Origin of the sequence: Hominimerdicola alba 8 (assembly GCF_000178155.2) — a bacterium.
Taxonomy (GTDB): Bacteria; Bacillota; Clostridia; order Oscillospirales; family Ruminococcaceae; genus Hominimerdicola; species Hominimerdicola alba_C.
In genome coordinates this window covers 18597-42664 of sequence record NZ_ADKM02000040.1, presented here as the reverse complement: position 1 = coordinate 42664, position 24068 = coordinate 18597, and the positions used below count along the sequence as shown (strand labels likewise).

At 48.3% G+C, this 24068-nt stretch carries 16 protein-coding genes; 10 read left to right on the top strand and 6 right to left on the bottom strand.

The features are described from left to right. Nucleotides 1–13 precede the first annotated feature (13 nt). Genes CUS_RS03640 through proS form a run of 3 tightly spaced genes read left to right on the top strand, consistent with a single transcriptional unit; the run spans nt 14 to nt 2463 of the window. On the top strand, nt 14–373 hold the full coding sequence (locus CUS_RS03640) for a hypothetical protein (RefSeq protein ID WP_002847559.1): 360 nt from the start codon (nt 14–16) through the stop codon (nt 371–373). Next, entirely contained in the window at nt 360–962 is a 603-nt protein-coding gene (locus CUS_RS03635) for a hypothetical protein (protein WP_002847581.1), read from the top strand. Before CUS_RS03640 ends, CUS_RS03635 begins: the two co-directional genes overlap by 14 nt. A gap of 58 nt (nt 963–1020) precedes the next feature. Continuing rightward, on the top strand, nt 1021–2463 hold the full coding sequence (proS, locus tag CUS_RS03630; protein WP_002847615.1) for a proline--tRNA ligase: 1443 nt from the start codon (nt 1021–1023) through the stop codon (nt 2461–2463). A gap of 385 nt (nt 2464–2848) precedes the next feature. Here the strand turns inward: proS and CUS_RS03625 are convergent, their stop codons facing one another. Continuing rightward, a complete protein-coding gene (locus CUS_RS03625) occupies nt 2849–3478 on the bottom strand; it encodes an orotate phosphoribosyltransferase (RefSeq protein ID WP_037276420.1) in 630 nt (209 codons plus the stop codon). Between the two features lie 925 nt (nt 3479–4403). Here CUS_RS03625 and CUS_RS03620 point away from each other — a divergent pair. The 3 genes from CUS_RS03620 to htpG all read left to right on the top strand — a co-directional run bounded on the left by CUS_RS03620 (nt 4404) and on the right by htpG (nt 8453). Next, a complete protein-coding gene (locus CUS_RS03620; RefSeq protein WP_002847564.1) occupies nt 4404–5237 on the top strand; it encodes a CheR family methyltransferase in 834 nt (277 codons plus the stop codon). After that, nucleotides 5234–6214, top strand: coding sequence for a CheB methylesterase domain-containing protein (locus CUS_RS03615; protein WP_002847638.1), 981 nt, complete (start codon nt 5234–5236; stop codon nt 6212–6214). The genes CUS_RS03620 and CUS_RS03615 overlap by 4 nt, the downstream gene beginning before the upstream one ends. Before the next feature lie 346 nt (nt 6215–6560). After that, a complete protein-coding gene (htpG, locus tag CUS_RS03610; RefSeq protein WP_002847612.1) occupies nt 6561–8453 on the top strand; it encodes a molecular chaperone HtpG in 1893 nt (630 codons plus the stop codon). A 292-nt stretch (nt 8454–8745) separates the two neighbouring features. Here the strand turns inward: htpG and CUS_RS03605 are convergent, their stop codons facing one another. From CUS_RS03605 to CUS_RS03595, 3 genes are all read right to left on the bottom strand, one after another. Continuing rightward, a complete protein-coding gene (locus CUS_RS03605) occupies nt 8746–9702 on the bottom strand; it encodes a TIGR03943 family putative permease subunit (protein ID WP_002847560.1) in 957 nt (318 codons plus the stop codon). A 113-nt stretch (nt 9703–9815) separates the two neighbouring features. Then, nucleotides 9816–11051: a hypothetical protein gene (locus tag CUS_RS03600; protein ID WP_002847619.1), complete on the bottom strand. Its 1236-nt coding sequence runs from the start codon at nt 11049–11051 to the stop codon at nt 9816–9818. Nucleotides 11052–11163: 112 nt separating this feature from the next. Continuing rightward, nucleotides 11164–12378, bottom strand: coding sequence for a GTP-binding protein (locus CUS_RS03595; RefSeq protein WP_002847613.1), 1215 nt, complete (start codon nt 12376–12378; stop codon nt 11164–11166). 886 nt (nt 12379–13264) lie between these two features. Here CUS_RS03595 and CUS_RS03590 point away from each other — a divergent pair. Continuing rightward, the gene (locus CUS_RS03590) at nt 13265–14845 is read left to right on the top strand and encodes an MBL fold metallo-hydrolase RNA specificity domain-containing protein (RefSeq protein ID WP_002847556.1); all 1581 of its coding nucleotides are present in this window, start codon (nt 13265–13267) and stop codon (nt 14843–14845) included. Between the two features lie 460 nt (nt 14846–15305). Here CUS_RS03590 and CUS_RS03585 read toward each other — a convergent pair whose 3' ends face one another. Together CUS_RS03585 and secA are read right to left on the bottom strand one after the other, a co-directional pair. After that, complete coding sequence (locus CUS_RS03585; RefSeq protein WP_002847604.1) at nt 15306–16145, bottom strand: shikimate dehydrogenase family protein; 840 nt, start codon at nt 16143–16145, stop codon at nt 15306–15308. A 230-nt stretch (nt 16146–16375) separates the two neighbouring features. Next, nucleotides 16376–19030, bottom strand: a complete 2655-nt coding sequence (gene secA / locus CUS_RS03580; protein WP_002847573.1) for a preprotein translocase subunit SecA — start codon at nt 19028–19030, stop codon at nt 16376–16378. Between the two features lie 667 nt (nt 19031–19697). Between secA and CUS_RS03575 the strand changes: the two genes are divergently transcribed. The 3 genes from CUS_RS03575 to CUS_RS03565 all read left to right on the top strand — a co-directional run bounded on the left by CUS_RS03575 (nt 19698) and on the right by CUS_RS03565 (nt 23918). Further along, nucleotides 19698–20861 carry an AGE family epimerase/isomerase gene (locus CUS_RS03575; RefSeq protein WP_002847570.1) on the top strand — a complete coding sequence of 388 codons (1164 nt, stop codon included), beginning with the start codon at nt 19698–19700 and terminating at the stop codon, nt 20859–20861. 1030 nt (nt 20862–21891) lie between these two features. Continuing rightward, nucleotides 21892–22590 (top strand): PHP domain-containing protein, encoded by a 699-nt coding sequence (locus tag CUS_RS03570; protein ID WP_002847636.1) that lies wholly within the window; start codon nt 21892–21894, stop codon nt 22588–22590. A 95-nt stretch (nt 22591–22685) separates the two neighbouring features. Beyond that, on the top strand, nt 22686–23918 hold the full coding sequence (locus tag CUS_RS03565; protein ID WP_002847579.1) for a glycoside hydrolase family 5 protein: 1233 nt from the start codon (nt 22686–22688) through the stop codon (nt 23916–23918). Nucleotides 23919–24068 lie beyond the last annotated feature (150 nt).

Sequence of the window (24068 nt, the reverse complement as noted above, 5' to 3'; positions counted from 1 at the left end):
CAGAGGTAAAACCATGAACACTGAACTTCTCAGCAGATTTGGCGGGCTTGCCGTCGGCTGTATCATTATAATGGGGCTTATCGTGCTGGCTTGTCTGGTCACGCCTAAACTCGCAAAATGGATAGAGAAGAAAAATCCCGCTCTTGCCGAGAAGATAGAGCAGAGAGGTGTCGCGCCCGAAAGGGTGGACGATGCGGCTACGGGACATTCTCCCCACGAATATGAAGCGCACAGCGCTTTTGAAGCCTCAAAGGAAGATGGCTTTGACCCGAATTACAAGATATACAACGAGGACATATATGCGCTGAATTTGGGCAGAAAAAAGAAGAATGCCGAAGCACCGCAGGAGGAAAGCGGCGATGAAGATAAATGAAAAAGCGCTCCGTAATGCGGTCATCAGGATAAACGCGGATAATGATGCGGGCGGATATACGCTTTTGTTGGCGTGGCTGCTTTTGCGCGATGACAAAGCCGCAGTGCTTATCGACCGCCGCGAGAAAGCTGACAGCGGGAACGAGGTCTTGATGTTTGACCTGAACGGCAGACAGTGTTTCGGTCAGCATTGTGAGAGAACTGTTGATGAGAGCTATTTTGAAGCGACAGACTTCTTTGAACGGGCATACATCGGCGGCGCGGAAGATGTCATAACTGCGGAAAGTGAAGATATGGACGGTCTTATCGCGGAAGAACTGCGGGAAATTTATTCTATGTATGAGAATGAGGATAAGTTTGTCCGCGAAGTGCCGATAAAAGAGGTGCGCTATGTTTGCAGTATATTCAAGCTGAACATGCTGTTCGGGATAGATACGGACGAACTATGTGACTCGTTTTTTCTGCGGTATGGTGTGCTTGACGAAAATGGCAGTACCGTTCAGTATCACGATGTTGAATATCTGCCCGATGATGAACAGCCATACGGGTGTTTGTATATTGATGATATTATCCTTGACGGTAAGGAATGATACAAGTAAAAAGTGGCGGTTTGAACTCGCCGTACATATATTTAGGAGTTGAAAAAATATGGCAAAGAACAAGAAAATGGTCGATGCGATAACCTCAATGGACGAGGATTTCGCAAAGTGGTACACCGACATCTGTACAAAGGCTGAACTGATAGCCTACACAAGCGTTAAGGGCTGTATGGTAATAAGACCTTACGGCTACGCTATCTGGGAGCATATACAGCGTATTCTGGACACCAGATTCAAGGAACTGGGTCACGAGAATGTCTGCATGCCCATGTTCATTCCCGAAAGCCTTTTGCAGAAGGAAAAAGACCACGTTGAGGGTTTTGCGCCCGAAGTTGCGTGGGTAACACACGGCGGCAGTGAGAAGCTGGAGGACAGACTGTGTGTAAGACCTACCTCTGAAACACTGTTCTGCGAGCACTATGCAAACATCGTACACAGCTACCGCGACCTGCCCAAGCTGTACAATCAGTGGGTAAGCGTTGTAAGATGGGAGAAGACCACCCGTCCTTTCCTGCGTTCGAGAGAATTCCTCTGGCAGGAGGGTCACACCATACACGAAACAGCAGAAGAGGCTATCGAAGAAACTGAGCGCATGCTCAACTGCTATGCAGATTTCTGCGAGAAAGAGCTGGCTATGCCTGTAGTAAAGGGCAGAAAGACCGACAGCGACAAGTTCGCGGGCGCTGAGGCTACATACGCTATCGAAGCGCTGATGCACGACGGCAAGGCGCTCCAGGCAGGCACTTCACACTATTTCGGTGACGGCTTTGCAAGGGCGTTCGACATACAGTTCACAGGCAGAGACAACAAGCTGAGCTATCCTCACCAGACTTCGTGGGGCGTTACCACACGACTGATAGGTGCTATAATAATGACACACGGCGATGACAACGGACTTGTTCTGCCGCCTGCTGTTGCACCTATACAGGCAGTTATCGTGCCTATACAGCAGTTCAAGGAAGGCGTTCTTGAAAAGGCGCAGGAGGTCTGCGAACAGCTTAAAGCCGCAGGTATCCGCGTAAAGGTCGATGACAGCGAGCAGTCGCCCGGCTGGAAGTTTGCCGAGTATGAGATGAAGGGTGTGCCTGTGCGCATTGAACTGGGTCCTAAGGACATTGAGAACGGTCAGTGCGTTATCGTAACAAGACACGACCGTGAAAAGACATTCACACCTTTGACCGAGCTTGTTGAAACTGTAAATGCAAAGCTGGAAGCAGTACGCGAGGGCATTTATCAGAAGGCTCTTGAGAACCGCGAGCGCAGGACTTACGCATGCAAGACCACCGATGAGATAATCAAGGCGCTGGAAGACAACGGCGACGGCTTCATCAAGGCTATGTGGTGCGGCAACGAGGAATGCGAAGACAAGGTAAAGGAACTGACAGGCGTTGGCTCACGCTGCATACCTTTCGAGCAGGAGAACCTCAGCGATGTCTGCGTATGCTGCGGCAAGCCTGCAAAGAAGATGGTACTCTGGGGCAAGGCTTATTAATTCATAATTCATAATTCATAATTGTTGGCAGGCATTCGGGCTTGCCGATATACCGAAAATGATCGCGCTCACGGGAGGTCGTGGGCGCGATTTTTTAGCAAAAAAGCGTCCGCAGTGAGTGAACTGCGGACGCTTTGCTTTTATCCCAATTTGGTTGTATATCTTTCCCCCACCGAAGGCGGGGGAAAGATATGGGGCGCTCAATTATCCTTTTGTTCACAGCATTTTTAGTTGGTGTGCTAAAGGGATAGTCATATTCATAATTGTTGGCAGGCATTCGGGCTTGCCGATATACCGAAAATGATCGCGCTCACGGGAGGTCGTGGGCGCGATTTTTTAGCGAAAAACGTCCGCAGTGAGTGAACTGCGGACGCTTTGCTTTTTATTAAAGTTTTGAGTAGCCGAAGCTGTTTATGAGCGCGTCTATTTTCTTGCCGCTCTTGCACATGGGGCAGGAATTTGCGGCGTAGTTCTCGTAGTGTGGGAGATCCTTGTCGGTGAACAGCGCGTGTATGCTGATATCGCCGTACTTTTCAATAGCTGAGAATATAGCGCCTATAGCCGTCAGTTTGCCGCTGTAGTATTGCAGGCAGTCAACGGCTCTGCCGATACTTTTGCCTGTTGATGCGCTGGATATGAGCAGGAGTATCTGCTTGCCCCAGACCTTCTTCTGGGTATTGTCGCGGAAGATCATCTGGTTAACGGCGTTCAGCTCAGGGGTGATGAGGTTTATATCTTCGCCCTTATTTATGCCCGCCTGCGACAGCTGGTCTGCGAGGAAACCGCCGAGTATCTCGGTACCTTCAAGGCAGATTATTGTGTCGATATGGGTGTTTGCGTAAGTGCTTGCCAGTTCAGCGGCGGCTTCTTTTGCCATCTTCATGCTGGTCTTGATAGAAGTCATATCCACATAGAAATTTACGTGTGAGTGGTTGGTGGCATAATGACCGGGAATAACGCCTATCTGCACCTTTTTGTTTTTGATGGACTGTATAGTCTGCATACGGTCTTCCATTTTATATTCCTCCTCTATGGCGGCTGACCGCCCGAAAAATTCATGTGTTTCCACGCTATTATTATAACACATTTTATACCATTTGTAAACAGCTTGTTAAGACTTTTTTCTCGACATTTTTCACAATATTGAACCTCTTTTTTTGTTTAGGGAGATATACTAACTGTTTTTGCCAAATGGCTGAAACATAGATTTATCGGCACTTTGCGCGAAAAAAGTTACATTGCTGAACGAATGTTCCTGTTGTCTGTAACAAGTGGTAAAGAAATGGTTACACGAACATTTTTGGACAGTTGAAAAGTCAGGTTTTAAACAACAAAAATGTTGAAAACTCTGTTGAAAGTGTTAAAAAGTAGGTGTAAAAACCTAATAACCGCCTTTTAAGTGTTGAAAACTTTTCAAAGTTTCAACTGCTGTGTGTTGAATTTCTGAAAACTGTAACCACACTGTAATTATTCGGTTACAGCCACGTACTAAAAAACGTACTTCAAAAGGTCTTGTATACTTTTACTTCACGGCGGGTCTGTAACTGCTTTGTTACGAGTATGACAGTTCGGAAAAGCCGATAAAAGCCATTTCTGTCGAATTGTGGTGAGTTTACTTTTTATTCACAATGGCAGTCGGCTGAATGCGGAGCATGCGATTCGTTGTCTGCACATGGTTTCTGCACCGTCGGTGAGCGCCTGACCGCGCGCTCTATCCGCGCACTGCTTTGTGATTTTGCTCTGCTTCGCTTTCGGAACGGCTTTGATTTCTTCAAAATTTACAAAACCTCTTGAAATTATGTGGAAAATGTGTTATAATTTACTATAACGATCCAACTTTTTAAATTCACAAAATCCAGTCGCAAAAGCTGGGATCTATGGGTCTTGTGACTGGATTTTAAGGCGGATTGCTATATATCTTACCGAAAGGAGTTTGTCCGATGTCCGTTGGCTGTGATACCAATATTTCTGAACATGATTTTATCAGACTTGTTAACTTCGTTAAAGCCGGCTACGGCATCGACCTCGAAGGTAAACAATTTATTGTACAGTCAAGACTGGCAAACTATGTGGCTGACTGCGGTTTCCGTAATTTTTCGGAATACCTCGAAGCTGTGTTTGATGATAATTCAGGCAGAGAAGTAGCTAACCTGATAAACAGGCTGACCACCAATCACACATATTTTATGCGTGAGTCCGAACATTTCGACCACTTCCGTGAGGTGTTCCTGCCTCAGGCAGAAAAAGCCGTGAAAGACCATGACCTGCGTATCTGGTCGGCGGGCTGTTCTTTCGGTAATGAACCTTACAATCTCGCCATGTGCCTTGATGAGTATTTCGGTTTCAGACAGCATGACTGGGATCTCAAGATACTCGCGACGGATATTTCCTTCAACGCCCTAAGGTCGGCGGCAAGGGGAGTCTATACCGAAAACGCATTGCACGATCTGCCCGAAGAATGGCGCAGAAAGTACTTTGAACAGCGCTCTCACGGGCTTTATCAAGTCAAGGAAAGTCTGCGGAGCAAGGTGATATTCAAGTACCACAACCTGATGGAAGAGATAGGTTTCAAGAAAAAGTTCGACCTGATACTCTGCCGCAACGTGATGATATATTTTGATGATGATACCAAATCACATCTGTGCAGGCGTTTTTATGATGTCACTGAAGACGGTGGATATCTCTATATAGGGCATGCTGAATCTGCCCCTGCGGATATGCCTTACGTTAAGCAGAAGCCTGCAATATACCGCAAGGAGGTGAGCGGTAAATGACTATTTTTATAATTTCAGACAGCCTTAAGATGCAGGAACTGCTCACGGTCGGTCTTAAAAAGCATTTGCCTGACGGCACTGTCTTAAGGGCGGGCAGGCTGGCAACGGCAAAGCAGATGCTTGCGGGCGGTAAACCTGCGGCGCTGGTGCTTGATGTCAGCAAGACGGTCGGTTTTGATGCGGCTGAATATATTCGCGGGCTGGGACCTCGCTATTTTGTGCCTGTCATAGCGATATTGGCTCAGAACGTATCAAAATCCTCGCTGATACAGGCGGGGGCGCTCGATGTGATAAATATACATGTCGGTGAGGGCGGAAATGAACGTTTGCTGGCGCGGCTGGCAACAAGCATTCGGGGTTGTACGAATATCGTCAGACCGAAGCTGATAACTCCGCCGGAAACGGGGAAAGTCATAGTTATAGGCGGTTCTACGGGGAGCACGAATGCTCTGCCTGTGGTGCTGAAAGGTCTGCCTGCGGACTGCCCGCCTGTGGTGTGCGTGCTTCACATGCCTGAGGGTTATACCAAGCTGTACGCATCTCAGCTGAATGCAAGCCTGCCGCTGACGGTGGTAGAAGCGCATAGCGGCACCTATTTAAAACGCGGCATGGTGGTCATAGCGGCGGGCGGAAGACATCTGCGGCTTTTTAAAGATAAGAAAGGCTATTTTGTCAACAGTGAACCGGGTGTGAAAGTCAACGGGCATTGTCCGTCGGTAGATGTACTGTTTGATTCGGCGGCATACGCGGCAAAAAGCGACGCTATCGGTGTTATACTGACAGGTATGGGCAGTGACGGCGCTAAGGGTATGTTGGATATGCGTAAAATGGGCGCGTACAATATCGCTGAGAGCGAACAGAGCGCGGTCGTATACGGCATGCCGAAAGCGGCGGCAGAAAATGGCGCGGCGAACATCAGCTTATCGCTGGAGAACATTGCGGGACACATCATAATGATATTAAAGAGCAGACAATAAGAGCGGTCGTGAGCGGTCGCTCTTTTTGATTCATAATTGTTGGCATGACCGCGAGAATGCCGTTTTAGCGGACACTTTGCTGTCAAACAAAATCAGGTGAGTTCAAAAAGCGTGCGTGAGTCAGAAAGGTCGGTAATGCCGAAACCGCCGCATTCCAGCTTCACCTGTTTGCGGGCATAGCCATTCCGAAACAGAGCGTGCTCGAAAGGGATTTATGAATAAACGGTAAATAAATAACAGCTATTTTGTGTAACCTCTTGAAATTCCTGCTGTTGGTGGTATAATAGATTTAGCACTCAGAGTAAGGGAGTGCTAAACAAAGATAATTCTAAGGAGCTGAAAGTAAATGGAAACCAAACAGTTCAAAGCGGAGTCGAAAAGACTTCTCGATATGATGATAAACTCCATCTATACGAATAAGGAGATATTCCTCAGAGAGATAATCTCAAACGCGAGCGATGCCATCGACAAGCTGTACTTCAAGTCGCTGACTGATACCAGCATCGGGCTGAACAAGGACGATTTCGCTATAAATATAGCCGCTGATAAGGAGAAGAGGACACTCACAGTTTCCGATAACGGCATCGGTATGACTGAGGACGAACTTGAAAACAATCTCGGCACTATCGCTCAGTCAGGTTCGCTGGCTTTCAAGAACGATAATGAGTTGGGCGAGGACGTTGACATCATCGGTCAGTTCGGCGTGGGCTTCTATTCAACATTCATGGTGGCTAAGGAAGTTCAGGTGTTGACTAAGGCTTACGGCAGTGATAAGGCTTATCTCTGGAAGTCCAACGGCGTTGACGGCTATACCATCGAACCTGCTGAGAAAGATACTGTCGGCACTACCATAACCATGATACTCAAAGATGATACTGAGGACGACAAGTATTCCGAGTATTGCGAGGAATGGCGCATAACTCAGCTGGTAAAGAAGTATTCGGATTATATCCGCTTCCCGATAAAGATGGAAGTTGAGCATACCAATTATGCCGAAGAGGGCAAAGAACCTACTTCCACCGTTGAGGTAGAAACTCTCAACAGCATGACACCTATCTGGAAGAAGAACAAGAACGAACTGACCGAAGAGGAGTACAACAAGTTCTACACCGAGAAGTTCCTCGATTATCAGGAACCTGTTACACACATACACTCCCATAACGAGGGCATAGCTACTTACGATGCTCTGCTCTATATCCCATCAAAAGCGCCTTTTGACTACTATTCAAAGGATTATGAGAAGGGTCTCCAGCTGTATTCCAGCGGCGTGCTGATAATGGATAAGTGCGCTGACCTTCTGCCTGATTGGTTCAGCTTTGTAAAGGGCGTTATCGACAGCGAAGACCTCTCGCTGAATATCTCCCGTGAGATGCTACAGCAGGACAGACAGGTGAAGATAATCGCCAAGAACGTTGAGAAGTCCATCAAGAACGAACTGACCAAACTGCTGAAAAATGACCGCGAGAAGTATGAGAAGTTCTTCGAGGTGTTCGGTTTGCAGTTCAAGTTCGGCATTTACCAGAGTTACGGTTCGGCTATCGAAACACTTAAAGACCTGCTGATGTTCAAGTCTACCTTTGAGGACGGCAAGAACGTTACCCTGAAAGAGTACGTTTCCCGTATGAAGGAAGACCAGAAGTATATCTACTATGCTTGCGGCGAGACCAAAGAGCGTATAGACAAGCTGCCGCAGATCGAGAAGATAAAGGACAAGGGCTATGAAGTGCTTTACATGACACAGGACGTTGATGAGTTCTGCGTCAAGGTGATGATAAATTACGACGGCAAAACATTCAAGTCCATCAGCGATGCCGATATCGACCTCGACACTGAGGAAGAGAAGGAAGAGGCTAAGAAGCTGGACGAGGAGAACAAGGACATGTTCGATTTCATGCAGAAAGCTATTTCCGACAAGGTAAAGACTGTCCGCCTGTCCAAAAAGCTGAAATCTCACCCTGTTTGCCTGTCAAGCGACGGCGGCATGATCTCTATCGAGATGGAGAAAGTCCTCAACGCTATGCCGCAGAACGATGCTAACCGCGTAAAGGCTGAAAAGGCGCTGGAGATAAACCCCAACCACGAGATATTCGGCAAGCTGAAAGCCCTCTACGCCGATGACAAGGACACCCTTACCGAGTACACCAAACTGCTTTACGATCAGGCTTTGCTGATAGAGGGTCTGAGCATTGATGACCCTGTTGAGTTCGCAAACCTTGTCTGCAAACTGATGACTAAGTAATTCAAAACTTGGTTATCCCGCTGACACACCACCAAAACGGCGGTTTTACAGAACTTAAGGTGGTTGGCGGATATCTTTCCCCCGCCGCAGGGGGGAAGATATCCTGCGTTCAATTATCCTTTTGTTTACCGCATTTTCAGCCCTTGTGCTAAAGGGATAGTCATATTCATAATTATTGGCATGTACGGAAGAATACCGTTTTAGCAAAAAAATATCGCGCTCACAGGTGAGTTCCTGTGAGCGCGTTTTTCGTTATAACAGCAAAGCCGTAATGCCTGCCAATAATTATGAATTAATAAAACGTTGCTACCGGCTGTGCAGGTGCAGATGCTTCGGTAAGGTTCTCAACTACCAGCACAGGTCCTTTACCCTTGTACAGCGGATGCTTCTGCATCTTCACAGTGAAGGTGACATCTACCCATTTCGGCTCTTTAAGGTCGATGGGCTTGTCGTAGGTGCTTGCATACCAGCAGAAAGTTATGTCTTCCACACAGCAGGTCATTATCTGTCTGCCAAGACCTATAGTGCCTTTCGGAAATTTAGGATTGTGTGCCGCCATAGCTTTAAGGTGTACACGCTTGCCGTTGTATTTATCGGGTTCTTCGTTGACATCTCTGTACCACAGCGCATAATCCCTGTCTTCCACCTCGATGGTGGGGGCGTTTATATCAAATGGGAGCGGGTCTTCGATATCGTCATACTCGGAAGTGCCGTCAGTGTACTCATAAGCTATCTCTGTGCGCCTGCTTACACCCCTGACTATCTTGTGGAACTCCATTTTGTCCATAGTCGCCTTATTGAAGCGGTTGAAGACAGTCAGTTCGCAGTTTTGCAGCTTGTCCACCACCAGCGAGCGCATGTTCTGGTTGTAGTTGAGAAATGTGTTCGCATCGGTGAAGTTCATTATCTGGTAGATAGCCCATTCATCGGGCAGTGCGTTGAACAGGTCGTTCATCGTCCACATGCCGTTGTACTCTATCATTACCCTCTGACCCTTTATCTCATCATAGAGTCTTTGCAGGTTTTCGGGGGTGAAGTCCTCTTTGTCCTCAATGGTCCTCAGGTAGATATGGCTCTTCTCAAAATCGGTAGTATCGTATTCCTCGATGCCCTCTTCACAGACCAGCAGCAGTGTTCTGTCGCCGTTGTTGAAACGCTTGTCGCCCAGCGTTTTCTGTATAAAGGTGGTCTTGCCGCCCTCCAGAAAACCTGTGAACAGGTACACGGGAACAAAATTATCTTCATTCATGTCGTAAAACTCTCCTTGTTTTATACTAACGCACAGGGCGTTCATACAGACATATTATCATACGGCTGTCTTTTTGCAGATCATATCGCAGACCGCCGAACCTCGCCGCCCTGTCAGAACGGCACAAAGCCGTCAGGGTCATATGAAATAAATTCGTCTATCTCGTCCTTTATGACAAAGTCGTCCATAAAGCCGCGCTCTTCAAAGCGCATGCCGAGAAAATAGTTTATCCCGTCATCGTAGGGAAGTTCGGGCACATCGGATAAGTCAAGATATGCAAGCGGCATCTCGGTAACAGTGTTATCGGGGTTAGTCTGCTCAACATATGTCCATTCAAGCTGTAATGCGCCGTTGGCGCGGCGGATCATTCCCTCGCTGTCGATGTAGTCAAAGCTGATGCACTGACCGTTACTGAGTGCGAGTATCTCTTCGGGAGTGAAGATGTGACCTTTCCATGCGGCAGGGAATACGGGTACTGCCCTCTGAATGACCCAATCGCTGAAATGTCTGATGTCTTCGGCTTTATGATATTCTTCCAGTTCAGCAACGTTCAAAAACTCATTCATTATCTTGTCACTGTCAAGGTTTTCTGGCAAAGCAAGACCGTTAAGCCTTATCTCGCCGCCTGATTTTGTAACATCGCGCCTGTACAATACATAAGCCTTGCCGACTGGTGCGCTGTTATCGAAAAGACGCTCGGTCTTCTGCCTGTCAGCGCCCTGATAATAGCCGTAATAATATGCGGGACGGTCGCTGTCGGTCAGTTCTGCCGCCGTCAGTTCAACTATCTCACCGTTCAGCAGAGCGGCAGTCTGTGCGGCATCGGGCAGTTCCTTACAGTTGAAATACAGTGTTGTTTCACTGGCATCTTCCCTGACGAATATCGTCTTTGACTTGTAGCCGAATGTCCTGATGGGCGGCTCGAACTTTTTCGGGAAGCGCACAGGTACGAATTCGCACAGCGTTTTCGGGTACAGCTTGTAGCTTGACGGTGCGTAGCTTTCAAACATATCAGTGTCCCTTTTCAGAACAGGCTTAAGCCCGCCCGTAACGCGGTAGAGCAGTTCGCCCTCGATGGTCAGGAAGCTGACAGACCCGCCGCTGCACAGTTCAGCAACCTCTTCTTCGCTGAAAACGTGGTTGTGCCATCTTCTGCTGAACTCGTAATCAACGCCGTCCTTTTTGAAGCTGACCCACGAATCAAGGAGAATGTTGTATTCCATTCCGTTGAACTCATATTCTTCCTTGCCGTTTCTGAAAGTCTTTTTTGAAAGTGAACGGTTGTCGCGGTCAAAAGCGCTCTGTTCGAGCAGTCGGTTGTTTATCTCGTAGTTTTTGTTGTCAGCCATGCTGTGTACCCTCCTTTATGCAGCTGTGTGCGGTTATTTTGAAAAAATAGGGTGCTGCCTTTCCGCTGAAAGCTATCATCAGCAGGAAAGGCATACCTTAACTGATTATATTTTACTGTACGCCGAACAGTTCGGCAACGGCATCTTCTTTAAGTTCTGCGCCTATAACGCAAAGTATGCCGATGGTGCTTGCTGAACCTGTTCTGACATCGGGCACACCCGGAACGTAGTCGTAGTGTATCCAAGTGCCGTCAGTGCCCTCAACGATGCCCTTTGCTCTCAGCACCAGACCGTACTTCTTTTCATCTTCAAGTGCTTCTAGAGCCGCCTTTATCTCTTCCTGAGTGTACTTCTTTGTAGTTTCTCTGCCCCAGCTTTGGAATACTTCATCGGCATGATGATGGTGATGTTCATGGTCGTGGTCATGGCAGCCGCAGGTGCAGCCCTCGCCGTGATCGTGGTCATGGTGATGATGTTCATGCTCGTCATCGTGGTCATGGTGGTGATGCTCATGCTCGTCATCGTGGTCGTGGTGGTGATGCTCATGCTCGTCATCATGGTCGTGGTGATGGTGCTCATGCTCGTCATCGTGGTCGTGGTGATGATGCTCATGCTCGTCATCGTCGTCATGGTGATGGTGGTGCTCATGCTCGTCATCATCGTCATCGTGGTGATGATGGTGGTGATGTTCATGCTCCTGTTCCAGAAGAGCTTTCAATTCGTCATCGAGGGTGTTCTTCTGTGTCATTGCATCGGTAAGCTGTTCGCCTGTAAGCTGATCCCACTCGGTAGTAACGATGGGTGCTTTGTCGTTCAGTGCGCGGAGCCTTGCTATGACATCGTCAAGTCTTTCCTGCGAAACGCCTGCGGTATGGCTGAGGATAAGGCAGCTTGCATAAGTTATCTGGTTGTTGAAGAACTCACCAAAGTTCTTCTGATACATTCTGCACTTGTTAGCGTCAACAACGGTGGTAAAGCCGTCGAGAACGACATCATGCGCATCGATATTCTGAACAGCCTTTATAACGTCGCTGAGTTTGCCGACACCCGATGGTTCAATGAGTATGCGGTCGGGCTTGTAGGTTTCGAGCACCTGCTTGAGTGCTTTACCGAAGTCGCCCACCAGTGAACAGCAGATGCAGCCCGAATTCATTTCGGTTATCTCAACGCCTGCGTCCTGCAAAAAGCCGCCGTCGATACCTATCTGACCGAACTCGTTCTCGATAAGCACCAGTTTTTCGCCCTTATAGCCTTCAGCTATGAGTTTTTTTATCAGCGTGGTCTTACCTGCACCGAGAAAGCCGCTGAATATAGTTATCTTTGTCATTTTAAAACACTTCTTTCCTTAAATTTGTGAGCATTTACATGTCGCTCGCATCATCTTATATTATAGCACAAACTAACCCCGATTGCAAGCCCTGCGGGAATTCATTTCACACAATTATCAGAATGAATACTTTTGCGGTATAGTTTGGCGTTTTATCGTCGTGAATGCAGGTCGAAGGGCGGGAGCAAGCCCCGCCCTACAATTGGCTTTGTGTGCATCTTATCTGCTTTGCGCACTTGCTGTTGAGGGCTGGTTGTACTCTTTTTATGGGGGTGTTCCCCTCCCTCCCGCCCGCGTATTTTTGTGCCTTGAATATTGACACTCTATCGCGGGGGGGGGGGCGCCCGCCCACCCGCCCACCGGGTTTTGTGCCTTGAATCTTGACAGGCTTATCATTTGAAGCTATGACCGACCGCCGAAGACGCTATCGCTGTTCGGCTAGAAGACGCGGGCAATTCGCGCCCTCACACATGGAGCGTTTTTTGCGGGAAATGAGTACGCTCTTTTCTATGCGAATTGCCCGCTTGTTTTTATCGATGGTTTTGACCTCTTACCGTCTATCACATTGTTCGCCCAAATAGATAGCACGTATCGTTGCTTTGCCGTTCCACGATTGAGGGCTCTGCCCTCAAACTCCCGCAAGCCTGCTGGCGCGAGGCTTGACCGCGCGCTTTGACTCGGCTCTGCTTTGTGTTCTTTTCCAACTTTGTCCGCGTCATGGTTCGCTCTCTTTTCCGCTGAAACAGCTATCTTTCGTTCATGCCAATAATTATGAATTATGAATTATGAATTATGAATTAAAAAACCCCCTCTTGATTTTAACGGCAATATGTGTTATAATATAGTCAACTTGAATAAATTTTCACTCAGAAAAGAGGTATGTATTATGAAAATAACATTCATCGGCGCTAACCATGAAGTCACAGGCAGCTGTACTTATATCGAAGCCTGCGGCAAAAAATTCCTCATAGATTTCGGTATGGAACAGGGTACTGACCTGTATGAAAATGCTAAAGTGCCATGTCCGCCGTCAGCGGTGGATTTCGTTCTGCTCACTCATGCCCATATCGACCATTCGGGTCTGCTGCCATTGTTGTTTGCAGGCGGTTTTCAGGGCGAGATACATGCCACTAAAGCGACCTGCAATCTCTGCGCCATAATGCTGCGCGATTCAGCTCATATCCAGGAGTTTGAAGCCGAGTGGCGCAGCCGTAAGGGCAGGCGTAAAGGTCAGGAAGATGTTGAACCCCTTTACACCCTCGCTGATGCTGAGGGCGCTATCGAACTTCTCCGCCCCCACCCCTACGGTGAGGACATCGAGCTTGCAGAGGGGATAAAGGTGCGCTTCACCGATGCAGGGCATCTGCTCGGCTCTTCCAGTATCGAGATATGGCTGACTGAGGGTGACGAAACGCGCAAGATAGTTTTTTCGGGCGATATTGGCAACCTTAATCAGCCGCTTATCCGCGACCCGCAGTACATCGACCGCGCCGACTATGTGGTCATGGAGTCCACTTACGGCAACCGCCGCCACGACAAGGTGAATAATTATGTCGAGAGTTTTGCCGAGCTGATACAAAAGACTTTTGATCGCGGCGGAAATGTTGTCATACCTTCTTTTGCGGTGGGCAGAACGCAGGAACTGCTGTATTTCATCAGGCAGATAAAAGAGCGCGGTCTTGTGAAAAACCACGCGAATTTCCCTGTTTATGTTGACTCGCCTCTTGCGATAGAAGCAACGCGGGTATTTATGGAGAACAAGGAAAGCTGTTTTGATGAAGAAGCGCTGGAATATGTCAACAAGGGCATCAACCCCATCACTTTTGAAGACCTGCACATCGCAGTCACCAGTGACGAGTCTAAGGCGATAAACTTTGACAAAACGCCGAAGATAATCATTTCTGCCAGCGGCATGTGCGAAGCTGGACGCATCAAGCACCACCTCAAACACAACCTGTGGCACAGCGAGAGCCTTATATTGTTTGTGGGCTATCAGGCGAACAACACGCTGGGCAGAAGTCTTGTTGAGGGCGCAAAAACAGTCAAGCTGTTCGGTGAAGAGATAACCGTTGCGGCTGAGATACGTGTTCTGCCCGGCATAAGCGGTCATGCTGATATTGACGGGCTTGACAGGTGGATAGATTCGATGGAACATGCGGGTACTGTATTTGTAAATCATGGCGAAGACGCTGTAATGGAGGAATACCGCCGCCATCTTGAAGACAAGGGATATCACGCCATAGCGCCTTTCAGCGGTGCATGGTGCGACCTCATCACAGGCGAATTCGTTCAGGCTGAGCCAATAAAGGTCGTGAAAAAGACTGCACCCAATACAGGCTACCAGCGGCTTTGCGCATCGCTTGACCGCCTGAGCGCCCTTGTAGCGTCCAGCAAGGGACTGACCAACAAAGACCTTGCCAAACTGACCGACAGCATCAACAACCTTTGCGCCAAATGGGAAAACTGAGATATTAATTCATAATTCATAATTCATAATTCATAATTGTTGACAGGGTCGGGAGAATGCTGTTTTATCGCGGGTGTGTGCGGAACGTTCACGACTGTGTCGGTATATGCGACTGCGTCGGCATAACTCTCGCCCTGTTACTTCCACATGTTGCCCACAAATCTCTATGTTTGAGGAAAATCGGTCAGCCGACACAAAATACAAAAAACATAGCAAATAGCTTTTATTCTCTCACACTATACATTTGAATATCGTTTTAGCAAAAATTATCGCGCCCGCAGGGAAGACCCTGTGAGCGCGTTTTTCGTTATAACAGCAAAGCTGTAAATTCATGCCAATAATTGTGAATTATGAATTATGAATTAAATCGCGCCCGCAGGAAAGTTCCTGTGAGCGCGATTTTTCGTTATAACAGCAAAGCCGTAATTCATGCCAATAATTATGAATTATGAATTATGAATTATGAATTAACCAGCTCTTCCATTTCCGAGATGATAGCCTGCACTTCTTCGTTGGTGTAGCTGTCACCGTCCCATATCTCGTGGGCTTTGACTGCCTGCCATACCAGCATAGCCATGCCGCCCGATGCTTTTTTGCCCATCTCGCGCGCTTTCCTCAGCAGGACTGTTTCGCGCGGGTTGTATATGACATCGAACACAGCGGCGCTTGCACCGATAACTTCGTCACTGACAGGGCAGCCGTCAACGCGGGGGAACATTCCAACAGGGGTCGCATTCATCAGCAGGTCATAGCTGAGGGTGCTGTCTATGGCAGTGTTCAGCACGATGTTTATGTTGGCGTCTTCCTTCATGGCGATGATCTCTTTTTTCGCCTGTTCTGCAAGGGGAAGATCACTTTCGAGTACTGCGATATAAAGTTCGGCACCTGCGAGGGCGGCTTCTATCGCCATCATTCTGCCGACACCGCCGCAGCCTATCAGCAGTACACGCCCGCCAAGATCGACACCCATAGCGCGGATCGTTGCAAGGAAACCGTCACAGTCGGTGTTATAGCCTGTGTGGATACCGTCCTTGTTGTCAACGCAGTTGACCGAATTATAGCGTTTTGCCGACTCAGCCAGCGCATCGCAGTGAGGTATTATGCCCATCTTATGTGGGATAGTTATATTGAACCCCGCCAGACTTTTCAGGTAGTCTGCATGGGGTGCAAGCTGTTCGGGCGGCAGTTCGATTACCTCATACTCAAACTCTCTGCCTTTGAGTTCAAACAGCCTTTTATGAATGGGCGGTGACATAGTATGTTTAAGACTCTCGCCCAGCAGTGCATATTTTCTGTTCATTTTAGCTCCTATCTTAAATGGGGGCACGCATTCGACGCAGTCAATGCTCCCCCATACCCCCGCGCGAGCCGCCTGCCAACGCAGGCTATTTGGCATGCTTTTGGGGAATTGTGTTTGTGTGTATCAAACGGCGGGAGTTACGCCGACGCAGTCGCGAACGTTCAGCACACACACGCGATAAAACGGCATTCTCCCGACCCTGCCAATAATTATGAATTATGAATTATGAATTATGAATTAGAATCCTTGTTGCGCTTGCGCAGGTTCATGTTGTGGTGGTTCTCCATCGGTTTGAGGACTTCCTGACGCTGGGGGGCATTGTTAGTCCTTACCTTTATGGTGAACAGCATTCTTACAGTGTCCTCACGGATAGATTCTATCATCGCATCGAACATGTCCATGCCTTCCATTCTGTACTCGACAACAGGGTTCTTCTGACCGTAGCTTCTCAGGGTTATACCCTTTTTCAGTTCTTCCATGTCATCGATGTGATCCATCCACTTTGTATCAACTACCTTAAGCAGGCAGACTCTCTCTATCTCGTGCAGAAGTTCAGAGCCAAGCTCCTTTTCTCTTGCTTCGTAGAGTTTCTGTGCTCTCTCCTGCAAGGTGCTTACGATCTCGTTTCTGTCCAGTTCGTCCATCTGTTCGGGGGTGTAGTTGAAGTCGTCCTCAGTGGTCAGCAGACCGTTCAGTCTTTCTTTCAGACCAACAAGGTTCCAGTCATCAGCTATGTCGCCCTGAACATACATGTTCACCGAGTCATCGACAAAATCCTTTATCATGTTGACGATGTACTCATGCAGATCTTCACCGTCAAGCACCATCTGGCGCTGACCGTAGATGATCTCACGCTGAGTGTTCATAACATCATCGTAGTTAAGTACGTTCTTTCTTATATTGAAGTTCCTGCCCTCGATCTTCTTCTGTGAAGACTCGATAACGCTGGAAAGCATCTTCGACTGTATAGGTGTATGCTCATCGACATTCAGTGTATCCATCATGCCTGTGATGCGGTCGCCGCCGAAAATTCTCATCAGGTCATCTTCCAGCGACAGGAAGAATGTGCTCTCACCCGGATCGCCCTGACGACCCGAACGACCTCTCAGCTGGTTGTCGATACGCCTTGATTCGTGTCTTTCTGTACCGATTATGTAAAGACCGCCTGCTTCTCTTACCTTTTCAGCCTTTTCCTTTACCTCAGCATCGAACTTCTTGTACAGCTCTCTGTACTTCTCTCTTGCCTTGAGTATCTCTTCATCGTCGGTGTTGGAGTAGCTTGCGGCTTCAACAGCCTGCTCTTCGGTGTAGCCGTCCTTTTGCAGAGCCGCCAGCGACAGATATTCGGCGTTGCCGCCCAGTGTGATATCGGTACCACGACCCGCCATGTTGGTAGCGATGGTAACAGCGCCGTACTTGCCTGCCTGTGCAACTATCATAGCTTCCTTGTCATGATACTTGGCGTTCAGTACGTTGTGCTGTACGCCTTTCTTTTTAAGCAGTTTTGACAGATGCTCGGACTTCTCGATGGAAACGGTGCCTACCAGTACAGGCTGACCCTTTTCGTGGCACTCAACTATCTGGTCGATGACCGCATCGAACTTGCCTGCCTCAGTCTTGTAAACGACATCGGGGTGGTCTTTTCTGATGACGGGTCTGTTGGTGGGTATCTCGATAACGTCCAGCTTGTATATCTCCCTGAACTCGTCTTCCTCAGTCAGCGCAGTACCTGTCATGCCCGACAGCTTGCCGTACAGTCTGAAATAGTTCTGGTAAGTTATGGTAGCGATAGTCTTGGACTCGCGCTTTACCTCAACGCCTTCCTTAGCCTCGATAGCCTGATGCAGACCGTCATTGAAACGTCTGCCGTCCATAACACGTCCTGTGAACTCGTCAACTATCAGCACTTCGCCGTCACGGACGATGTAGTCAACGCCCTCTTTCATAACGCCGTTAGCCTTGATAGCCTGATTGATGTGGTGCGCCAGAGTCATGTTCTCAGCGTCCATGAGGTTCTCTATGTGGAATGCCTTTTCTGCCTTCTTGACACCGCTCTTGGTGATGGTGGCAGTCTTAGCCTTTTCATCGATGATATAGTCGCCGTCCAGCAGGTCATTATCAGCCTTGTCGTCCATCTCGATGACGGTGACGGGCTTCAGTGTCTTTGCGAACTTGTCAGCCATGCTGTACAGTTCGGTGGACTTATCGCCCTGACCCGAAATGATAAGAGGTGTTCTCGCCTCATCTATCAGTATCGAGTCTACCTCGTCCACGATGGCGAAAGTATGCTCTCTCTGCACCTTATCCTTCTTGTATATTACCATGTTGTCACGCAGATAATCGAAGCCCAGTTCGGTATTTGTACCGTAGGTTATATCCGCGTTATAAGCATCTCTCTTGGCTGACTTGTCCATGCCTGTCAGCACACAGCCGATGGAAGTATTCAGGAAGTTGAATACCTTGCCCATTTCCTCAGACTGGAACTTTGCCAGATAGTCGTTTACGGTAACGACATGCACGCCCTTGCCTGTCAGCGAGTTTGCGTAAGCCGCAAGACAAGCCACCAGAGTTTTACCTTCACCTGTTTTCATTTCTGCGATACGACCCTGATGCAGTACGATAGCGCCGATTATCTGTACAGGGTAGGGCTTTTTGCCCAGAACTCTCCATGCAGCCTCACGGCACACAGCCAGTGCTTCGGGCAGTACATCGTCAAGGCTGGTCTCTTCCACTTTAGTTCTCAGCAGAGCGGTCTGCTCGCCCAGTTCCTTGTCCGACATTGCCGCATACTTATCTTCCAGTTCAAGTACCTTATTTTTGATAGGTTCGATCTTGGCAAGCTCCTTTTTAGAGTAGTTGCCGAATATTTTGTCAAGTAATCCCATTTATCTAGCCACCTTTTTGATTTAGGTCAGTTGCCTTCCCTTTAAATGATATAAATAGACTATTATATTATACAACATCTTCCCGCAAAAGTCAAGGCTTAGCAATTCATAATTCATAATTCATAATTCATAATTCATAATTGTTGACATGAACGAAAGTTTGCTGTTTTATCGCGGGTGTGTGCGGAACGTTCGCGACTGTGTCGGCGTTACTCCCGCCTATTGACCAACGCTCGCCCGCTGGAAACGCATTTTTTTGGCGCATGGCGGGGGCTTTTTTAATTCATAATTCATAATTGGTTGACATGGTCGGAAGTATGCCGCGTTAACGCGGGTTTGGCAAACTTGGTGTAGGGCGGGGGCTTGCTCCCGCCGTGTTACATCACACCACCGTGTTTACCGCCAAATTATAGGGGATTTCCGCGATGGTTTGCTGTTTTATCGCGGGTGCGTGCGGGTCGAGCGGCACATTCGACTGCGTCGGCGTTCGCGACAGCGTCGTCAGAGATATGGACAGAACAGTTTACCTGTCGAAATTTTTTCCGATATCGTTTACAATCGTAAACAATTTGTGATGCCCTTGAAAATCGGTCTGCGATGGTGTATAATTAAACCATCAACACAGGATATATGCCCGCTTGACGGGCAAAATGAAGGAGCATATAACATGATGAAAGAAGAAGTTAAACAGGAACTCACAAGCCACATAATACCTTTCTGGAACAAGCTGAGAGATGATGAGAACGGCGGCTTTTACGGCTATCTCAGCTTTGATCTGGAACTTGACAGGAAAGCTGATAAGGGCGTTATACTCCATTCGCGCATACTCTGGTTCTACTCAAACGCCTATATGACCCTCAAAGATGAAAGTCTGCTCGACTATGCAAAGCACGCATACGAATTCATCAAAGACCACTGCATCGACTACGAGTTCGGCGGAGTTTACTGGATGATGGACTATAAGGGTCAGCCCGCTGACACCATGAAGCACACCTACAACATCGCGTTTGCCATATATGCGCTTTCAAGCTATTACAGGGCGAGCGGTGACAGACATGCCCTTGAACTGGCGTACAGGCTGTTCGATGACATCGAGAAGAACACCCTCGATGAATACGGCTATCAGGAGGCTTTCGACCGTCAGTGGAATTTAGTTGACAATGAGGCGCTGAGTGAGAACGGTCTTAAAGCTGACAAGACCATGAACTCGATACTCCACCTTATCGAAGCCTATACAGAACTGTATCTGGCTGACCATAACGAAAAAGTAGGGGAGCGTCTGAAATTCCAGCTGGGTCAGATGCGCGACATCGTATACACACCCGAAACCAATGCGCTGAAAGTTTTCTTTGATACAAAGTTCGGTCTGGTGGGTGATATACATTCTTTCGGACACGACATTGAAGCCACATGGCTGATGGACAGGGCGTGTGATGTGCTGGGTGATGAAGAACTGAAAAAGCAGTTTGCCGAGATGGATCTTAAAATTTCCCACAACATACAGAATATCGCCATAGACACTGACGGTGCGCTGATGAACGAGCGTGAGAACGACAAGATAGACCATACCCGCGTATGGTGGGTGCAGGCGGAAGCGATAGTCGGCTTTATTAATGCCTACCAGCACAGCGGGGAAGAGAGTTTCCTCAACTCAGCTAAGGGTGTATGGGAGTATGTGAAGCGTGAGATAATAGACCCGCGCGAGGGTTCGGAGTGGTATTCCGAGATAAGCGGAGAGCATATCCCGCACGACTACAAAGAGATAGTCGGAGCATGGAAGTGCCCGTATCACAACGGCAGAATGTGCATGGAAGTCATCAATAGACTTTAATTCATAATTCATAATTCATAATTCATAATTGTTGACAGGGTCGGAAGAATGCTTTGCCGCCAAACAAAGTGAGGATAGAACACAGAGTGTAGGGTGGGGGCTTGCCCCCACCGCTTGATTATCGCCATGCCGTGTTTGCCGTCCCGCCGTGTTACATCACACCACCGTGTTTACCGTCAAATTATCGGGGATTTCCGCGAGGGCTCGCTGTTTTATCGCGGGTGTGTGCGGAACGTTCGGGTAGGGCTTTTGTAATTCATAATTCATAATTCATAATTGTTGACATGGTCGGAAGAATGCTTTGCCGTCAAACAAAGTGAGGATAGAACACTGAGTGTAGGGCGGGGGCTTGCTCCCGCCTATTGACCAACGCTCGCCCGCTGGAAACGCATTTTTTTGGCGCATGGCGGGGCGTTCGCGACTGCGTCGGCGTTCGCGACTGCGTCGGCGTTACTCCCGCCGCTTGATTATCGCCATGCCGTGTTTGCCGTCCCGCCGTGTTACATCGCACCACCGTGTTTACCGTCAAATTATCGGGGATTTCCGCGAGGGTTCGCTGTTTTATTGCGGCGTTGCCCCGACAATTCAAGACCTCACAGCGGAGCGCGTACACACAAATATGGTCTTATCCTTTCGCTATAATATAAAAGTTGACAAAGCTGACATAAATCGACACTGCTTTGTCAACTTTTGAAAGCCCTATTTTACGGCGTTTCAGCCTTGTCTTTGAGAAAATTGACAATGTTGACAGGGTAAGGGGAAAAATGAAAAAATAGCAGATAATTTCCAATATATAGTAAATTTATTTTTTAAAGTATCCTTACTACCCCGTCAATTTTGTCAACTTTTATGTTTTGACCCCTGAAAGCCCTATTTTTCGGGGTTTATATAGTTGATACTTTCGTGTCAGCTTTTGTCAATTTTGTCAATTTTTATGTTCGGATTGCTATAGGTCTGCAAGCAACTCAGGCGGCACACTCTGCCGCAGTCACATTCGCGGGACAATATCAGCAAATAGAAAGGCAAATCAATGTACAAATACGAAACACATCTGCATACAGCCGAAACTTCTGCCTGCGCTTCTGCAAAAGGTGCTGAACAGGCAAGGCGCTATAAGGAAGAGGGCTATGACGGCATTTTCGTCACTGACCACTTCTTCAATTCAAATACCACCGTACCGCGTGATATGGCGTGGGCTGATAAGGTCGAACTCTACTGCAAGGGTTTTGAAAATGCAAAAGCTGAGGGCGACAGGATAGGTCTGAAAGTCTTTTTCGGGATAGAATATACCTATCAGGGCGCGGATATACTCGTTTACGGACTTGATAAAAAGTGGCTGCTCGCTCACCCCGACTGCGACAAGGACTTCTTTAGATTTCACGATGATGCCAAAGCCGCAGGCGCTCTGCTGATACATGCACACCCTTTCAGACAGGCAAATTACTTAAACGGCAAGATCGTGCTCCTGCCCGAATGGGTGGACGGCATAGAGGTCTATAACAGCGGCAACGGTGAAGAAAGCTGGAACAGACACGCTGAGTGGTACGCTGACGAGTTCGGTTTCAGAAAGACGGCGGGCAGTGATAACCACCATCTCTGGGTGGCAAGCGAAAGGCTGACAGGCGTGTTCAGTGAGGTGGAGATAAACAGCCCCGCTGACTACCGCGACGCTTTCTTTGCAGATAAGATAACACCCGCTTACCCTGCAAAAAAGGCTGACGAACAATAAGGCAGATACCGCTTCGTGCGGGAAGATATGAATGATAAGGCAGATACCGCTTCGTGCGGGAAAATATGAATGATAAGGTAAAAAGGAGAATGTCTATGAAACTTAAAAAGTTTGCGGCGCTGTTCATCGCGGCGGCAATGTCAGTCGGGACACTGTCTGCCTGCGGCGATAAGGACAGCAAGACAGAAAGCAGGAACGATACCAAGTCGGCGGCTGAAACTTCTGCCGAAAGCAAGGCTGGGGAAGATGACACCGCTGAGGGTACTCCCGTTTCCGAAACACATCAGAACGACACAATGACACCCACCTCAGCTGTTGACCTCGTTGCACAGATGACCAACGGCTGGAATCTCGGCAACACTATGGACGCGAGCGGAAACGGTCTTGATGCCGAAACTGCATGGCTCCCCAATAAGGTGCAGACCAATCAGTATATGATGGACAGACTGGTTGAGGCGGGTTTCAACGTACTGCGCGTGCCTGTCAGCTGGGACGGTCATATAACAGGTGACGATTATCAGATAGACCCCGCATGGATGGACAGGGTGCAGGAAATAGTCAACTACGGCATAGATGACGGCATGTTCGTTATACTCAACACACATCATGAAGAATGGTACAAGCCGAAGCCATCTGAGAAAGAACAGGATATAGAAGAGCTGAAAGCTGTATGGTCGCAGATAGCCGACCGCTTCAAGGGCTATGACGAACACCTTATATTCGAGGGTCTGAACGAGCCAAGACTTCGCGGCGAGGGCGCTGAGTGGACAGGCACTTCCGAAGCGAGGGATATCGTAAACGAGTATGAGAAGGCTTTCGTGGAAACTGTACGCGCATCGGGCGGCAACAATGCTGACAGATGCCTGATGATAACAGGCTATGCGGCATCTTCCGCATATAACAACCTTTCCGCTATAGAACTGCCCGAAGAGAGCGACAAGCTGATAATCTCGGTGCATGCTTATCTGCCTTACTCTTTCGCGCTTGACACTAAGGGTACGGATAAGTACGATGCAAACGACACCGCAATACCCGACCTCTTTGAGAATCTCAACGAACTTTTCATAAGCAAGGGTGTGCCTGTCATAGTGGGCGAGTTCGGTTCTGTCAACAAAGACAACATCGACCAGCGCGTGGCTTGCCTTGATGATTACCTTGCCGCCGCCGCTAAGTACGATATACCCTGTGTATGGTGGGATAACTACGCAAGGATAGGCAACGGCGAGAACTTCGGTCTGCTGAACCGCGCCGACCTTGACTGGTATTTCCCCGAAATGATGGACGTATTCAAGAAGTACTCCGACAGCGACCCTGCTTCCGCTTCATGATTGTCGGCACATGCGACTGTGTCGGCATGAGCGCCCGGTATTCTTTGAGCGCCAAGTATTCTTATAGTGGACAAAATAAATGCTCTCGCGGATATATTCCGTGAGAGCATTAACTATATGCGCCGAATGGTTCGGTATGTATGCTTTTAT